This window comes from Candidatus Magnetobacterium casense (assembly GCF_019173545.1).
GTDB classification, from domain to species: domain Bacteria; phylum Nitrospirota; class Thermodesulfovibrionia; order Thermodesulfovibrionales; family Magnetobacteriaceae; genus Magnetobacterium; species Magnetobacterium cryptolimnobacter.
This window is the reverse complement of sequence record NZ_JABXWD010000027.1, coordinates 1-16917: the sequence shown is the minus strand read 5'-3', so window position 1 is coordinate 16917 and position 16917 is coordinate 1. Positions and strand designations below refer to the sequence as shown.

Genomic DNA, 16917 nt, shown 5'->3' with positions numbered 1-16917 from the left:
CACTCCATTCAAGCGTGGTCATGTTGCTCAAGCATAGTAACAATGCCATATTATGAAGGGATAAAAGTGGCTTAAATCCTGACAACCACGGTTGATTGTGGTGCTACCACATATGCTCTCCTTATGATTTAAAATGTTTTTACGAAATTTATTTTATCATAGGGAGGGCTAAAATATCATTTAAATTTAGGAGTTTTGCAAGAGGCTCAACTAAATGGAATTTGCAAAAAAATCATAGCCCTGATAACAACTTGTCATTCCTGCTAAAACAGGAATCTATGCTTTTTTCATGGCCGTATGGAATGGATTCCCGCCTGCGCGGGAATGACAAGAATTTTGCAAGCCTGATTTATCTTGGTATAGTTACCGTGAAATATAAAGAGGATACTTTTTTTTACCCTGAATTGCAATTCGGTGGCCTTGACAAATATATCTGCCACAATGTTAGAATATTTGTATGTATATACTGAGGAATTTATTTAAGGCAAAGGGTGTGGATGCTGTAAAAACCAGCTTGTCTGGCACTGTTCTTGCTATATATATGCAACGTTACATGTAGTTACTTTCTTATAACCGAAACCTTCAATCTTTTTTCCCGCTGCAGGATGTTCCTGCCCTATCTTTATATTTTCCCTTATGAGGGTGAATATTGTCTGATTGCTGCTTGCGGTTGTTATCTTGATTTTAGCCGTTTTGCGCAATCAGTTAATAGAATACGCAGACCGATTTCATCGGCGCTGCAGGGTAAAATAAATCGTTTGGAGGGGTTATCATGTTTAGAATAAACGATAACCTAAAGTTGAAGTATCTTCAATCACACAATGCAGGTGTAAGGAAGTTGCTTACGTTGTTGCTAATTGCGATGATTGGGGTAATGTGCATTGGCAGTTTTACAGCTAAAGCCTTTGCGGAAGGCAGCCTCACCACGTTGGGTAGCCAAAACACAGTAGATGGTCAATTTGCAGGAACAGGAATTAAGGTTGCGGCTGGTTATTTTCATACGCTGGCTATTAATTCGGACGGAACACTATGGGCATGGGGGGATAACCGCTATGGTCAGCTTGGGGATGGCACAACTACAAACAGAAATACACCAACGAAGATAGGTACTGACACGGACTGGGCATCTGTCTTTGCAGCGGAGTGGTATACTGTAGCAATTAAAACAGACGGAACGTTATGGGCATGGGGAGATAACACAGACAGTGGACTTGGAGATGGTACGAATACACAGAGAAATACACCGACTAAAATAGGCACTGATACGGATTGGGCTGCTGTTTCCACTGGCTATTATCACACTATAGCGATCAAGAAAAACGGAACGCTATGGACGTGGGGGTATAATAATAATGGTCAGCTTGGAGACGGTACGAATACGAGCAGAAATACACCAGCCAAGATAGGCACTGATACTAATTGGCTTACTGCCGTGGGTGGTGAGCTGCAAACTGTGACACTTAAGACAAACGGAACGTTATGGGCATGGGGGGATAACTTCAATGGCCAGCTTGGAGACGGTACGAATACGGATAGGTATACACCAATTCAAATAGGCAGTGATACTAACTGGGCTGCTGTCTCCACAGGTGAATGGCATTCTATGGCGCTTAAGACAGACGGAACGCTATGGGCATGGGGGATTAACCCAAATGGGCAACACGGAGATGGTACAACTACGAGTAGAAATACACCAACGAAGATAGGCAGCGATACTAACTGGGCTAAAATTTCAGCGGGTATGAACCACACCATAGCGTTAAAGACAAATGGAACGTTGTGGTCGTGGGGATATAACGCTTCCGGTCAACTTGGAGACGGTACAAATACGAATAGGTATACACCAATTCAAATAGGCAGTGATATTAACTGGAATACAGTATCAGCAAGCAGCATGGCACACGCCATAGCCCTTAAGTCAGACGGAACGTTGTGGACATGGGGTAGTAACACCTATGGTCAGCTTGGGAATAGTACAAATACGGATACAAGCACACCGGTACAGGTTTTACTCCCAACTCCAGCCCCAACCTTCACCCTCAATGTCACCATACAAGGCCCAGGGCATGGCAGTGTGGTAAGTTCGCCTTCAGGGATCAGCTTCTCTGGACCGGGTCCGTGGGGGCCAGCCTCAACTTCCGCTGATTTTACTACAAACACCACTGTAACTCTGACCCCGACGGCTACCTCCGGTTCGACATTTGCCGGCTGGAGCGGCAATGGTACAGGTTCTAGTTACTGCACTGCGTCAAGTCCAACCTGCATGGTAGTTCCTTGGGGTAGTACATCGGCTCAGAATGTGACAGCGACTTTTAATCTATCGCCCACTCCTACTCCTACACCAAACTGTTCAGGCTACCCCACACTCACCCCAACGAGCAAGAACTTCACGTCATCCGGTGGCACTGGTAGCATAGCCGTGACGGTTAACAGTGGATGTAGCTGGATAGCCTATGCAGACAATGGCTGGACAACGATCAGCTCTGACACTTATTATGCTAGTGGCAATGGCAATGGTTCAGTAAGTTACACGGTAGCAGCCAATACCAATACAAGTTCCCGTAACGGTTACATTCATGTATCGGTGTCAGACGGGAATACTTCCCATTCATCGAGTTTTACTGTCACGCAGGATGCTGCCACACCAGCTCCTACGCCTACTCCTACTCCTACCTACAACGTAACCGCGACAGTCACCGGCGGGAGTGGTTCGATCTCCTGCGCTCCTACAAGTGTAACAAGTGGTGGATCATCCACATGTACCATAACGCCAAACTCAGGATATGAGATATTAGCTCTCATTGACAACGGCGTTGAGCGCAAAAGTTCTATAGTCGGTGGAGTCAATTACACACTAAACAACATAACCACAAACCATACGATTACGGTGATGTTCGGTATATCTGCCACTCCGACTCCAATACCTACGTCATCTCCAACTCCACCGCCGACGTGTAATAACTCAATCTCTCCAACGAGCAAACAGTTCCCGGCAGAAGGCGGCAACGGTAGTGTAAACATAACAACATCAGCCAGCAATTGTAGTTGGACAGCGGCCAGCAATAATGCCGACTGGATAACAATAACGTCCAACACCTCTGGCTCTGGCAATGCCACCGTAAACTACTCGGTAGCGGCCAACACAGGAGCGTCACGCCAAGGTACGATGACGATAGCAGGACAGACTTTTACAGTTAGCCAATCAGGTCAGGACTGCTCAACGGGTATGTCAATAAGCCCAACGAGCAGGCGCTTTACAGCCTCCGGCGGCAGCGACACCGTAAGCGTTACAGCACCAAACAGTTCATGTCAGTGGGCAGCCACAAGTAATGCCGCATGGATAAGCATAACAGCAGGCGATGCCGGCACTGGAAGTGCAAAGGTATCATACACGGTAACTGCAAACACAGCAACAAGTACACGCCAAGGTACGATGACGATAGCCGGGCAGACATTTACGGTAAATCAGGATGCCAAGACAGGCCAGGTGCAACTCACAGTCACGATCAAGGGTTCCGGCACGGGTTCAGTAACAACCTCAACAGGAGAGCTCTACTGGAGCAGTGATGGCACAACCGGCACCACGTCTGTTGACAAGGGCAGCTTGGTAGTCCTTACGGCACAGGCAGGCTTAGGCTCAACGATCAAGGGCTGGACAGGCTGCGATTCAAACGTAGGCAGTGGTCAGTGCATGGTTACGATGTCCGCAGATAAGACGGTGACGGTAGAGTTTAATATGCCCAGGACGGTTGAATACGACTTTGACGGTGATGGTAACAGCGATGTCCTTTGGAGAGATGCTAATACCGGCGATATCTTTATCTGGTTGATGAATGGAAAGTCCATAACAAGCGGTAGTGACTTTGTTGCCAAAGGTGTAGGCACCAATTGGGACATCAAGGCTGTGGGAGACTTCAGCGGCGATGGCAGGGCAGACCTCCTCTGGCAGGACAGTACAACCGGCGACGTGTACATATACATTATGCAAGGAACAAAGAAAATCGACGAGGGCTATGCGGTAAAAGGTATGCCCAAGGATTGGACAGTCGAGGCCGTTGGCGACTTCAATGGCGATGGGAAGGCCGACATAATGTGGAGAAACAGCAATACCGGAGATGTCTTTGTCTGGTTGATGGACGGAAAAAATATACTGTCCAACGGCAGCGGTTATTTAAGTAGAGGCACAATGGGCAGTTGGCATATCAAGGTCATAGCCGACCTCAATGGCGACAAGAAGAGCGATGTAGTCTGGCAAAACACCGATACCGGCGACGTATACGTCTGGTTAATGGATGGCCTGACGATATCAAACCAAGACTATGTAACAAAGGGAATCCCTGCCAATTGGCAGATAAAGGGTGTTGATGACTTCAATGGCGATGGCAAGGCTGATATCTTATGGGAAGACACCTCGGTAGGTGATTATGCCCTTTGGCTTATGGACGGGTTAAAAATAACCGGTGCCGGATATGTATCCAAGTCAATGCCACCAGCCTGGCAGATATCCAAGACCGGCGACTACAATGGCGATGGCAAGTCTGACATCATCTGGAAAAACACAACAAACGGCGATGTCTACCTGTTCCTCATGGACGGGTCAAAGATCACGTCTCAAGGCTTTGTTGCCCAAGGTATGCCAAACAATTGGGAAACCCGGTAAGCGGCAGAATGCTTAAGCACTGAGATAGCACTACCAAAAAAGGGGGGATAAAATCCCCCTTCTTCTTTTTTTCTCCTTGACGGAAAATCAAAGAATATGCCAACCTGCCAATCCTTGCGATGGGGTGCATAAATTTTTGGTGGGTAACAGAGACGCATTCTTTATTGGTTTTTCTAAATAGCCATTTTATGCTGTTTTAGAAGATGGATTCCCGTTTTCACGGGAATGACAAGAAATGGTATTTTGCGCTCATATGTGTCATTCCTGCGCAAGCAGGAATCCATCACCCACCAGTTTTTATGCACCCTTGCGATGACGTCATTTGACATTGTCAAGCTATCTCATCACAAAAATATTTACAGCACACATTATTTTTATATACTTTACATGTGGCAAATGTGTATAATAGCAAAGATGAAAATGTTACTGTATAAAGGGCTGATGTGGTACCGTTAAACTGGTATATATGGTTAAGCGGTGTAATGTTCTGTATCGGCATGTTTGGTTACCTTGCAAGGCGAAACATCATTATCATGCTCCTGTCGGTAGAGATCATGTTTAACTCGGTAAACATAAGCCTGGTGGCCTTCAGTCACTACCTCGAAGACCTCACCGGACAAATAATGGTGTTTATGGTCATAGCCGTAGCCGCAGCCGAGGCAGCCATCGGGCTTGCCCTCGTCATACTGCTGTACAGAAACTACGAAACCATATCCGTCGATGAAGTCAGCGAAATGAAGGGGTAAAGGACAAATGCAGCAAGAGAGCTTCTTATACATACCGCTTATGCCACTGATAGCGTTTGCGATAAACATCCTGTTTGGCAGGCGCTTGTTCAGGGACCACGCACATTGGATAGCGATTGCGGCGGTGGGTACATCGTTTGTGCTGTCGCTGCTGGCCCTCAAGGGGGTGTTAAACGGCAGGGTGGTCAACGTTGACCTCTACACGTGGCTGTCCTCGGGGGACCTTAAGGTGTCGGTGGGGTTTATGATCGACCAACTGACCGCAGTGATGCTGATCGTCGTAACCACCGTAAGCCTCTTGGTACACATATACTCGATAGGCTACATGCACGGTGACGAGGGCTATTACAGATTCTTTTCCTACCTGAGCCTCTTTACATTCTCTATGCTGATGCTCGTGATGTCAAATAATTTCCTGCAACTGTATTTTGGTTGGGAGGCCGTGGGGTTGTGTTCATACTTCCTGATAGGCTTCTGGTACGAAAAGAGATCGGCAGCCGTGGCCGCCAAAAAGGCATTTATCGTCAACAGGTTCGGGGACTTTGGCTTTGGACTGGGCGTCATAATTATCTTTCTGACATTTGGCTCTTTGCATTACGACACGGTCTTCAGAGGGCTGCCTTCGGTCGTCGCTCAGACCGTCAATATACTTGGCATACAGGTAAACCTCCTGACGTTAATAGCGCTGCTTCTGTTTTGTGGTGCAGCCGGTAAATCGGCACAAATCCCGCTGCACGTGTGGCTGCCCGATGCCATGGAGGGTCCAACGCCCGTCAGCGCCCTGATCCACGCAGCCACAATGGTAACAGCCGGCGTCTTTATGGTGGCACGAACCAACCCCATCTTTAACGCCTCTCCCACGGCAATGGCCGTGGTGGCCATCATCGGGGGACTGACCGCCCTCTTTGCGGCAACTATCGCCCTGGTACAAAACGACATCAAACGCGTAATCGCATACTCAACGGTCAGTCAGTTGGGATACATGTTTATGGCCTGCGGGGTGGGTGCATATGCGGCAGGCATCTTCCACCTCTACACGCACGCCTTCTTTAAGGCCCTCCTGTTCCTCGGCGCTGGAAGCGTCATGCACGCCATGCAAGGGGAACTCGATATCCAAAAAATGGGCGGCCTCAAAAAACACATGCCCATCACCTTCTGGACCATGCTCCTGGCCTCACTGAGCATATCGGGTATACCAGGACTGTCGGGGTTCTTTAGCAAGGACGAAATCCTCTGGCGCACCATCTCCTCACACACGCCCGTGGGCACCATCGTGTGGATGCTCGCAACGGCGGCAGCCCTGATGACGGCATTCTACTCCTTCAGGGTAGTGTTTCTGACCTTCTACGGAGACTTCAGGGGAGAGCCGGAGGTGGGAAAACACCTGCACGAATCCCCATCCTCCATGACATTGCCGCTGATAGTTTTGGCCGTAGGGGCAGTGGCAGCGGGGTATGTCGGCATCCCACACGTGTTAGGCGGGCACGACAACTTCGGTGTATTTATGTCCGCCGTGGTAGGACATCCATCCGGTGAGGGATCGGCGGCTCAGGAGTGGGCTGTGATGATATTCTCCGTGCTCATCTCCCTGACGGGCATAGGGGCCGCATACTTCATGTATATCAAAAACCCCGGACTGCCAAAGAAATTTGCCGAAAAATTCAGCACCGCACACAGGGTGCTGTTTAACAAATACTACGTCGATGAACTCTACGATGCACTGATAATCAAAAACTTCTACTGGATATCAGACAACATACTCAATAAGCTAACCGACAGGACCCTCATCGAGGGCATAGTAAACGGAGTCCCTTCGCTGATAAACCGGCTTGGGAGTCGGCTGCGTCTGCTGCAAACCGGAGTCGTGTCGCACTATTCGATGATCATGGCAACAGGGCTTGTACTTATAGCCTTTTACGTAATCTTTAGCCTGTGGAATACGCTATGACGAGCGCTACTTTCCCAATTCTAAGCCTGTTAATATTTGTCCCGATCCTCGGAGCGGCCCTGATGGCCCTGGTAAGCCGCAGGCAGGAAACCCTGATCAAGTGGATCGCCCTTGCGGTGTCAGTGACTACGATGCTACTGACATTGCCGCTGTTTATGAACTTCAACAAGGGTAGTGCACAGTTGCAGTTTGTAGAAAAACACGTGTGGATCGAATCCTGGAACGTGCAATACTACATCGGGATCGACGGTATCAGTGTGTTGATGGTGCTGCTGTCTGCCCTGACCGCAATCCTGTGTGTGCTGATCTCGTGGAATTCAATAAAAGAAAAGGTCAAGGAATTTTTCATCGCCATTATCCTCGTAGAGGGTTCAATGATAGGGGTGTTCTGCTCCATAGACATATTTTTGTTCTATATCTTCTGGGAGGCCATGCTTATCCCTATGTACCTGATAGTTGGCATATGGGGCGGGAAAAACAGAATATACGCTGCAATAAAATTCTTCCTGTACACCCTCGTGGGCAGCGTGCTGATGCTCATAGGCATCATTATCTTATACGTCCAGGGCAATACCTTCGACTTAACAAAGCTGATGTCGGTTCAGTTGCCGTTTAATCTGCAACTGCTGTTGTTTTGGTTGTTTTTTGCGGCCTTTGCCGTCAAGGTTCCGATGTTTCCGGTGCACACGTGGCTGCCCGACGCACACACCGAAGCCCCCACGGCAGGCAGCGTGATCCTTGCGGCCATCCTAATAAAAATGGGCGCATATGGCTTTCTGAGATTCTCTCTGCCCCTGTTCCCGCAGGCCGCCATCGCCCTGACGCCAACCATGTTGACCCTCTCCGTGATCGCAATAGTCTACGGAGGGCTGATCTGCATGGTGCAGAGCGACTTCAAACGACTCATAGCATACAGCTCGGTCAGCCACATGGGCTTTGTAACCCTAGGGATATTCTCACTGAACGTCAACGGCATCGAAGGAGGTCTCCTGCAGATGATAAACCACGGCATAGTGACCGGGGCACTGTTCCTCTGCATCGGCATGGTCTACGACAGGACGCACACCAGACAGATCGCAGACTACGGCGGATTGGCCAGTGTGATGCCGATATTTTCGTCGCTGTTTATAGTCTTCACGTTTGCCTCTATCGGTCTGCCGGGCACCAACGGCTTCATCGGAGAGTTCCTAATCCTGCTCGGAGGCTTTGCCAGAAGCCCCATAGCCGCAATAGTGGCCTCAAGCGGTATCATCATAGGTGCCATTTATATGCTGTGGCTGTATCAACGGGTCTTCTTCACCGCCGTAAACGAAAAAATAAAGGACCTCAAGGACGTTACCCCGTTGGAGCTTATGATACTCCTGCCGTTGCTTGTCCTGGTGCTGTGGATCGGGGTCTATCCCGAAACCTTTATAAGCATGTTAAACACCAGTGTTACCGCACTGATAGACAGGGTACATGGTAATACCCTGCATGAGAGCCTGACATGGAAACGGTAATTAAGTACATGGACATAAAACTTATAACACTAAGACTGGAAATTATGGGGTCAAGGGGACTGGTCCCCTTGCGGGAGGGGTCTGAGGGGAGGGCGGAGCCGCTCCCCTTCTTCTCCTCTAAAAGGAAGAAAAAATGCAAGGATTAGACTTTTCGTCCATCGCCCCGGAACTGATACTCCTGGGCCTGGCAACGGTACTGTTGTTGCTGGAACTCGTCATAAAACGGAAGGAGTACATAGCCGTCCTGGCCCTGGTTGGCGTCCTGACAGCGTTCTTTTCCCTGAGCACGAAGGGAGGCTCCTTTGCCGACGTCTTTGAAATTGACGCCTATAGCTATGTCTTTAAGGTCATCTTTCTTGTCAACCTGACCTTGGCCATACTGCTGTCAATCAGGTACATGAAGGTCAAAAACTCCTCTTCCGGTGAATACTACAGCCTCCTGGTGTTCTCTACGGTGGGCATGATGCTGATGGTTTCGGCCACCAATCTGATGCTCATATACCTCGGCCTGGAACTGATGGCACTGTCTACGTACATCCTGGCAGGCTTTATACGACACGACAAACACTCAACAGAGGCAGCAATTAAGTACTTCCTGATGGGGGCCTTCTCTACGGCCATAATCCTCTACGGCATGTCGCTGCTCTATGGCACAACGGGCACGATGGACATCGCACGAATTGGCGCCTACATCCACTACAAAGGACTGGCGGGAAATCCCCTGCTGCTGATATCGATGGTGCTCTTTATCGTATCGTTCGGCTTTAAGGTAGCCGCAGTGCCCTTTCATATGTGGGCCCCCGACGTCTATGAGGGGGCGCCGACCTCCGTTACGGCCTTCATGTCGGTGGGGCCAAAGGCAGCCGGATTCGCCGTCCTTGCAAAGGTCTTGCTGACGGTGTTCCCCTCAATGATCGACAACTGGTCTGTCATCGTAACCGGTCTTGCCATACTGACCATGCTGGTGGGTAATCTCCTGGCCCTGGCACAGAGCAACCTCAAGAGAATGCTTGCCTACTCCTCCATTGCCCATGCCGGCTACGTACTACTGGGATTGGTCCCCGGCTCTGCCGAGGGCGTCCTGGGGATCATGACGTATCTTTTTATCTATATGTTTATGAACATCGGGGCATTCTCTATCCTGATCCTGCTGACAACCCAAGACTGCAAATGCGAAACCCTCAACGACCTTGAAGGACTTGCCAAGACACACCCCTTTGTAGCAGCCATCATGCTCGTGTTTATGTTCTCCCTGGCGGGTATCCCCCCAACGGGTGGCTTTATCGGCAAATTCTCCATATTCCTGTCCCTGCTGCATGCACAACACCGCTGGTTGGCAATAGCAGCCGTCCTCTTTAGCGCCATATCGGCCTTCTACTACCTCAGGGTCGTCATGTACATGTATATGAGACAACCCGAGGTAGCACGCCCCGATACAGGGATCACCGACTCATTTGCCCTCAGACTTGCCCTGAGTGTATCGTTGGTTATGACCCTTATGCTAGGTATAATGCCTCAACAGCTCATAGACTCGATGAGGCATATGTTCCGGTTTATATAGACCGAACTATACGGATTCGGTCTGCCTATGCCTTTTTCATCTTGGTTTGCAGGAAGAATGCCATTTTCTTGTCTATCTGCTGTATGTGCTTGACAAGCCACTCAACGGCCTGCTTCTCCGTTGCGTTAATGATCAGGGCACTGGACCCCTCGGAATCAAACAACTTCTTCAGGCTGGAATAGCTCTTGAGAAACCGTATGTGTTCCCCCTTGTGCTCGTCATACTCGGGGTACTGGTACTTGATCATGTACTCCTCCTCATGGGCAAAGTGATCAATTACGTAGCCGCCCAGAAATCGTAGAGTTTTATCGATCTCAAGCTCCTTCTCCTTGTCAGTCATGTTGATCAGTTTATTTATCCTGGCAATTATCTCCTTGTGCTCCTTGTCGATCTCCTTGACGCCGGTTGCCAGACTCTCATCCCATTGAATCATCGGTTCTATTCTCCTTCTGTATATATTTGATAGGTTTTCGTATTATAGCAGATTTCGATTGGATTAAATACAAAATATGTGGCATTTTTATGGGGTCAAGGGGACTGGTCCCCTTGCGGGGGGTTCTGAAGGGGGGCGGAGCCGCCCCTTTCTTTTTTTTGTATCGCATACAATCGAAACACGTTATATTTATCCTGCCGGCTACTGCTGCCGGAGGTTAAGAAAGACTTCGTTGTATAGCAGGTCTGCCAGTAACATATAGCCTTCCGTGCTCAGATGCAGGCCATCGTTTGAGTACCGTGGTGCCAGACGCAGGGTGTCCGGTTCGGCAGAGCTTGTAAACATGTCAACGCAGCGTATACCAATCCTGGTGGCAGTGTCCTTTATCATGTCATTTAAGACCACCCTGGGCTTTATCAGGGGATCGTATCCCGCTATTGACGGTACGGTAACCGCCACGGGTACAACACCGGCCTCCTTTGCCATCGCATACATCGTATGGAGATTCTGCATAGCCACGGTTGGCTCTACCCCCCACCCAAGGTCGTTTGACCCCCCAAGTATGACCACATAATCGGGCTTGAGGGCAATGACATCCCGGGGAAAACGTCTCACCATTTCCTCAGTAAGCTCTCCGCTTATCCCCCTGGTGACAAAGTTGATCGTATCCGACAGCTTTTGGCTTAAGAACTCCGCATACGGTGTCTCCTCATACCAGGGTCTATCATACGTGGGCGATTGAAACCCCACCGTCAGACTGTCACCAAAGGCAACCACTAACATTTTTTCATCCATACATACCCCTTCTGATGCTTTTCCATTTGCAAGATTGATTTGTTCCTTTTTTTTTATTTGCTTTTATAGTATGGTTTATATTAATATTTAGTGTTTGTAAATTACAAGCCCCTGTCAATATAGGGCGGATAAAAAAAGGTAGAAAAAATTAACAGATAGATTGTATAAACAACAAATAAAACCAACAAGGAGGAATTAGTAATGACGAAAGCAGAACTGATAGACCACATAGCAAAGGAGGCAGACCTTTCCAAGGCAGATGCCGCACGGGCATTCGATGCAACCATTGACTCCATTATCAATGCAGTAAAAGACGGTCAGAAGGTCACATTGGTGGGATTTGGCACGTTTTCGGTTACAGAACGGAAGGCCAGAGAAGGTCGCAATCCAAGAACAGGCGAGGTGATAAACATACCTGAGGCAAGGGTTCCTAAGTTTGTAGCAGGAAGGGCATTTAAAGATGCCGTCAACAATAAAAAGTAGAGAGGTGTATGCCAGCAGATAAAGACAAAAGCAACGGCAGAACAGCAACAAGAGTAAAAGAACAACAGGTTAGCATAAAGGAGGTTAATCCGAAATATGACAGATGGAGCGTTGTTAAGAAAATCAAAACAGTGAGGGACCAAATGATGCTATCTCATGGAATAATCAGTAAGCCAAAGATACTTAGGGGGGTTGTAGGCAGAGGGTTTTTCATCCTCTATGTTGTTGTGCTGTTTACGTTAAGCGGTTGTGCTCAACAGTTTAAGACGCCCATGTTTCAGCCTTTTGATTCTAAGGGTTGGGGGCCAAATGGCATGGCATACAATGGTCGGGATTTATTAATCGGTGACAGAGATATGGTCATTGCTCTAAACACCATCAGGACCGGTCCCTATTCATCAATACACGATTTGTTTACCTCCGATGGCAAGGCGATGCTTTCGAGGTTTACAGTCCCCTTGCCAAGGCTGTTCACTATCTGCGGCATGGCATGGGAGGGTGAGTGTTGTGAGAACGGTTTCTTGTGGATTGCTGATTCGCAAAATAAGGAACTAGTAAAGTTGAATTTCAATGACAACCAGGTTGTAAAGACTTTCAAGATGGACGGAAAAGAGGTCCCCGGCAGCCTGACCTTTGGCGGACAACCTCTAAAGATACAAGCCCCGCATGGCCTCACCTTTGATGGGCAACATCTATGGTTAGCCGATGCCAGGGAGGGCAAGATATACCAGATATCCACGGAAGATGGCAGAGTTCTGTCAGCATTTAAGTCTCCCGTTAAAAGTCCCTCGGGGTTGGCATGGGACTGTGATGGCATATGGGTGATAGGCTATGACACATGCAGACTCGTCACGGAGGACTGTCAGCGTCCCAAGCTAGTCAAGCTCGACGCAAAGAGCGGGAAGGTGACACACGCCATAGACCTCCCCAATGCAGTTACCAGGCCCTCTGCACTACAATGGATGAAGGACAAACTGTGGATTGCCGATTACGTCCTTAATCGTGTCTTTATTGCCTATGACCCCTATGAGGTTGATGACGATACCGTCTATGCAATAAAGGAACCGCAACCGCCCGTAAAACCGGAGGTCGTGCAGCCGATAGAGGAACTGCCCCCATTGGAATTTCACCAGAATCCGGCAGCAGTACAACCACCACCGGTAGTAGTAGTACCACACGAACCACCACCAGCAAACCCGCCACCACTACCAGAAAAAAGGGTCGAAAAACCTAAACCCAAACAACACAAGCAACAAAAGGAACTGGACCTACCAGACAAATAACCTTACGGTTAACAGGCAAGCCCTCTCTAAAAAAAAAAAGGGAGGGCAAGCCCCCTTATTCTATAGCGCGTTTCGATTGCATGCGATACAAAGAAAGAAAGGGGCGGCTCCGCCCCCCTTCAGAACCCCCTGCAAGGGGACCAGTCCCCTTGACCCCATAAAAAAGTCTTGTATGTTATATTTAATCCAATCGAAATCTGCTATATTTCTATCCTGACCTCACACCATCCGTCAACGTTTCTTATCGATATCGTGCCATACATATCATGTTCGATGATCCTCTTTGCCATATACAGACCCATTCCCGTACCTCGCTTCTTATCTTTGGTTGTAAAGTAAGGATCAAATATCTTGTTTATCATATCTTCTTCGATCCCACCACCGTTATCCATGACGGTTATAATTATTTTATTCGTAATTAAGCCTTTATACAGGCTTATCTTAATAACCCCATCGGCAACGTTTTTTCTTGAAAATGCGTCCCTGATATTTGCTAAAACAATCAAGACTACCTTAACCAACTCATTTGGACAGCCATCAAATGTAATGCTTTCATCCAAATGTCTATCTATAACAATGCCTTTATCCTTTATATAACCCGACATAAGTGCCAGGCTTTTGTTTATCTCCTGTGCAATGTTGATATTCACTTTCTTCGTATCGTGAATATAAAAATCCTTGAAATCATCTATGGTCTTTGATAAGCCTCTAAGCTCAGACATTGCTGTTTCAACGCTATATTCCAATTCTGTACTGTTTAACTCGTCATGCAAATAAGCATCTCTTATATTCTGGATTAAAAGACCAACTGCACACAGGGGTTGTCTCCAATGATGGGCTATATTGAACAACAATTCACCCATTGCTATATAATGGAACTGCTCATACATTTTTTTATCTTTTTCACGGTTCTTTGCAACTTCCTCATCTACTCTCTGCTGTAGGTTCAGATTCATCGTCTTTATCTCTTCTTCCATTTTCTTTTGCCCTGTGATATCGCTGATTACCACCCTGCAGCACCTTAAGCCATTACCAAAGGCTAATACGATACCTTCCAGTTTGGCATAAAAATCAGTACCTCCTTTCCCCACCAGCATTAGTTCACAGGTCATTGCCTCTTTGCTGGAAAAAACGTCTTTCAGGTATTCGTAATAGGACTTTAAATAATCATCTGCGACGTAAGCGGAAAAATGTCTGCCTAACATAAGACTCCTGCTTGTTTCCAACATCCTGGTTGCGGTAAGGTTGGCCTCAACCACTACATATCTGTCGTCTATAGTGAGATACCCCACCGGCGCAAAGTCATAGAGGTCTGAGTACCTGGCACGAGATATCTCCAGCTCCAACTGACTCTGGCGAAGCGTTTCATTCTGCATCTCCAGCTCTATCTGATGAATCTGTAGCTCCTGTACCAGTCTGCGCACGTCTATGTCGGAGAGATTATCAACGTTTGCCTCCGTTTGTGACAACTTGAACCTCTGCAGCGCCCTGACTCGAATGTCGTCGGGCTTACTGATTTCATCTGATGCGTTGTTATCGGCTTCTTCTTTCATTTATCCCTCCCGTCTATCGTTATATCCTCGATATATAAAAGTATTAAACCTGGCATGTGATCCCCTTGATCTACCCTGCGACCATTTAACAGCACCCTCTTAAGGCCGATCCCCTTGAACTCTCGCTCTGCTATGAAGCCATTAAACGCCCTGCCTTGAGAGATTGTTGCCTCTAACAGCCCCCTGAGTTCAGGGATATCCCACTGCCCGTTGCATGCGATATCTATGGCCCTGTTGATGATATCTGCCTTATCAACCTTAAAGGTCTCATGGAAGGACTTATTGGACGATATGACATTGAGCTTGACATCAAGGATGAGTATTGGGTCTCGCATCGCATCAATAATCCTCTCTGAAAACCGGATGGTGCTTTTAAGCTCCGTGATATCCATAAATGTAATAACCACGCCATCTATCACGTTTTCTAATGTCCGGTAAGGTATTATGGATACGGTATACCATTGAGCGATATTGCTCACTACATCAATTCTCTTGCGGCTTAATGTATCTAGCACTGTTTTAGCGTCTTCATACAGAGAGGGATACTCTATATTTATCGTAATGTCGCTGATGGGACGACCGACGTCGCTCTGCCGGAGGTTAAATATCTTCAACACCGATTTGGTAAATCGCTTGATACACAGTTTGTTGTCCAGAAAGATTGTTGCTATCTCCGTGCCGGCCATGAGGTTATTGAGGTCGTCATTGACACGTGATAGCTCGTTTAGTTTGTTTTGCAGTTCAGCGTTTACGGTCTCAAGTTCCTCGTTGGTGGAGTGCAGCTCTTCCTTTGAGGTCTCCAGTTCTTCGTTGGCGCTTTGAAGCTCCTCGTTGGTTGACTGCATCTCTTCGTTAGTGGAGCGGAGTTCCTCGTTTGAGCTTTCCAGCTCCTCAATGGTTGCCTGCAGGTACTCCTTTGTGGCTTGAAGCTCCTGTTGCAGTTTTATTATGTCGGAATTTTCTTCCGGCTCTTTTTTAGAGACCTTCTTTTTGACGGTATTGCCCTTCATGGCTTGTTTTTCCTCAAACACGACCATGATCATATTCTTTGTTTGTGGATTCTCGATAAGAGGTCTGGCAATGATGTTAAAGGTAATCGTATGATTGTTGTGTTTGAGCTTCAAGCCCTCTTTTATGACTGTCTTCTTCCGTGTGACAACACCGTGAATGACGGCACTGAGTGCATAACGAATCTCTTCACTGACCAGTTTTAAGATGTTTGTGGTTGGTTCTCCGGTGGGCTGCATCAGATACGCTCCGGTATTGCCAATGTAGAAAATGATATCGCTTTTGTCATTGATCAGGACACCGGGGGAGGCGTAGTCTTCGATTATGATCTTTTCGGCGATGTTACGTATACTCAGGTCTGTCGGCTTGCTTTTGACTATCTCCGTGCCGGTATCGACGTTTGCATTGAAATTGAACAGCATGTTATTGGCATCAGTAGAGGTCATCGAGCGTTTGAATATCTTTAACTTTGAGTCAACGGCAGAGAACATGCCTGAGAATTCGCCTATGCTCTCAGATGTGCCAAGAAACAGATATCCCCCTGGATTTAATGTGTAATGCAACATTGGGATCAGCTTTTTCTGCAACGTGCTCTCCATATAGATCAGTACATTGCGACAGCTTATCAGGTCAAGCTTTGAAAATGGCGGGTCTTTTATGATATTTTGCTCTGAAAACACCACCATCTGGCGTATCTCCTTCTTAACCCTGTAGGTGTCATTATCCCTTGAAAAGTAATTCGTCAGCCTGTCATCCGATACATCCGCCGAGATATTTTGCGGGTATATGCCCGCTCTGGCAAACGCTATCGCCTCAGAGTCTATGTCGGTAGCGAATACCTGTATCCTCTTTATATTTCATGGTAACTATGCTTTTGCAGTTTTTGGATTCCTGGTCAAGCCAGGAATGACAAACTTGGAAAAAGCCTGTAACTGTCATTCCTGCGAA

12 protein-coding genes are annotated in these 16917 nt (G+C 47.7%); 8 read left to right on the top strand and 4 right to left on the bottom strand.

Features of this window, described 5'->3' with window-relative positions:
- Nucleotides 1–772: 772 nt before the first annotated feature.
- The 6 genes from HWQ67_RS02760 to HWQ67_RS02735 all read left to right on the top strand — a co-directional run bounded on the left by HWQ67_RS02760 (nucleotide 773) and on the right by HWQ67_RS02735 (nucleotide 10414).
- Entirely contained in the window at nucleotides 773–4660 is a 3888-nt protein-coding gene (locus tag HWQ67_RS02760) for an FG-GAP-like repeat-containing protein (protein WP_218251118.1), read from the top strand.
- Nucleotides 4661–5103: 443 nt separating this feature from the next.
- A complete protein-coding gene (gene nuoK / locus HWQ67_RS02755) occupies nucleotides 5104–5406 on the top strand; it encodes an NADH-quinone oxidoreductase subunit NuoK (RefSeq protein WP_218251117.1) in 303 nt (100 codons plus the stop codon).
- Between the two features lie 7 nt (nucleotides 5407–5413).
- Nucleotides 5414–7354 (top strand): NADH-quinone oxidoreductase subunit L, encoded by a 1941-nt coding sequence (nuoL, locus tag HWQ67_RS02750; RefSeq protein WP_218251116.1) that lies wholly within the window; start codon nucleotides 5414–5416, stop codon nucleotides 7352–7354.
- Complete coding sequence (locus tag HWQ67_RS02745; protein ID WP_218251115.1) at nucleotides 7351–8853, top strand: NADH-quinone oxidoreductase subunit M; 1503 nt, start codon at nucleotides 7351–7353, stop codon at nucleotides 8851–8853. The genes nuoL and HWQ67_RS02745 overlap by 4 nt, the downstream gene beginning before the upstream one ends.
- Complete coding sequence (locus HWQ67_RS02740; protein WP_218251114.1) at nucleotides 8841–8999, top strand: hypothetical protein; 159 nt, start codon at nucleotides 8841–8843, stop codon at nucleotides 8997–8999. Before HWQ67_RS02745 ends, HWQ67_RS02740 begins: the two co-directional genes overlap by 13 nt.
- A complete protein-coding gene (locus HWQ67_RS02735) occupies nucleotides 8987–10414 on the top strand; it encodes an NADH-quinone oxidoreductase subunit N (RefSeq protein WP_218251113.1) in 1428 nt (475 codons plus the stop codon). Before HWQ67_RS02740 ends, HWQ67_RS02735 begins: the two co-directional genes overlap by 13 nt.
- A gap of 25 nt (nucleotides 10415–10439) precedes the next feature.
- Here HWQ67_RS02735 and HWQ67_RS02730 read toward each other — a convergent pair whose 3' ends face one another.
- Nucleotides 10440–10847, bottom strand: a complete 408-nt coding sequence (locus HWQ67_RS02730) for a bacteriohemerythrin (protein ID WP_218251112.1) — start codon at nucleotides 10845–10847, stop codon at nucleotides 10440–10442.
- Nucleotides 10848–11048: 201 nt separating this feature from the next.
- Nucleotides 11049–11642: an SGNH/GDSL hydrolase family protein gene (locus HWQ67_RS02725; RefSeq protein ID WP_218251111.1), complete on the bottom strand. Its 594-nt coding sequence runs from the start codon at nucleotides 11640–11642 to the stop codon at nucleotides 11049–11051.
- Nucleotides 11643–11843: 201 nt separating this feature from the next.
- Here HWQ67_RS02725 and HWQ67_RS02720 point away from each other — a divergent pair, with 201 nt between their 5' ends.
- Both HWQ67_RS02720 and HWQ67_RS02715 read left to right on the top strand, forming a co-directional pair.
- A complete protein-coding gene (locus HWQ67_RS02720; RefSeq protein ID WP_218251110.1) occupies nucleotides 11844–12125 on the top strand; it encodes an HU family DNA-binding protein in 282 nt (93 codons plus the stop codon).
- Between the two features lie 8 nt (nucleotides 12126–12133).
- Entirely contained in the window at nucleotides 12134–13408 is a 1275-nt protein-coding gene (locus HWQ67_RS02715; RefSeq protein WP_218251109.1) for a hypothetical protein, read from the top strand.
- A gap of 200 nt (nucleotides 13409–13608) precedes the next feature.
- Here the strand turns inward: HWQ67_RS02715 and HWQ67_RS02710 are convergent, their stop codons facing one another.
- Complete coding sequence (locus HWQ67_RS02710) at nucleotides 13609–14961, bottom strand: PAS domain-containing sensor histidine kinase (RefSeq protein WP_218251108.1); 1353 nt, start codon at nucleotides 14959–14961, stop codon at nucleotides 13609–13611.
- The gene (locus tag HWQ67_RS20150) at nucleotides 14958–16814 is read right to left on the bottom strand and encodes a CheR family methyltransferase (protein WP_320414419.1); all 1857 of its coding nucleotides are present in this window, start codon (nucleotides 16812–16814) and stop codon (nucleotides 14958–14960) included. Before HWQ67_RS20150 ends, HWQ67_RS02710 begins: the two co-directional genes overlap by 4 nt.
- Nucleotides 16815–16917 lie beyond the last annotated feature (103 nt).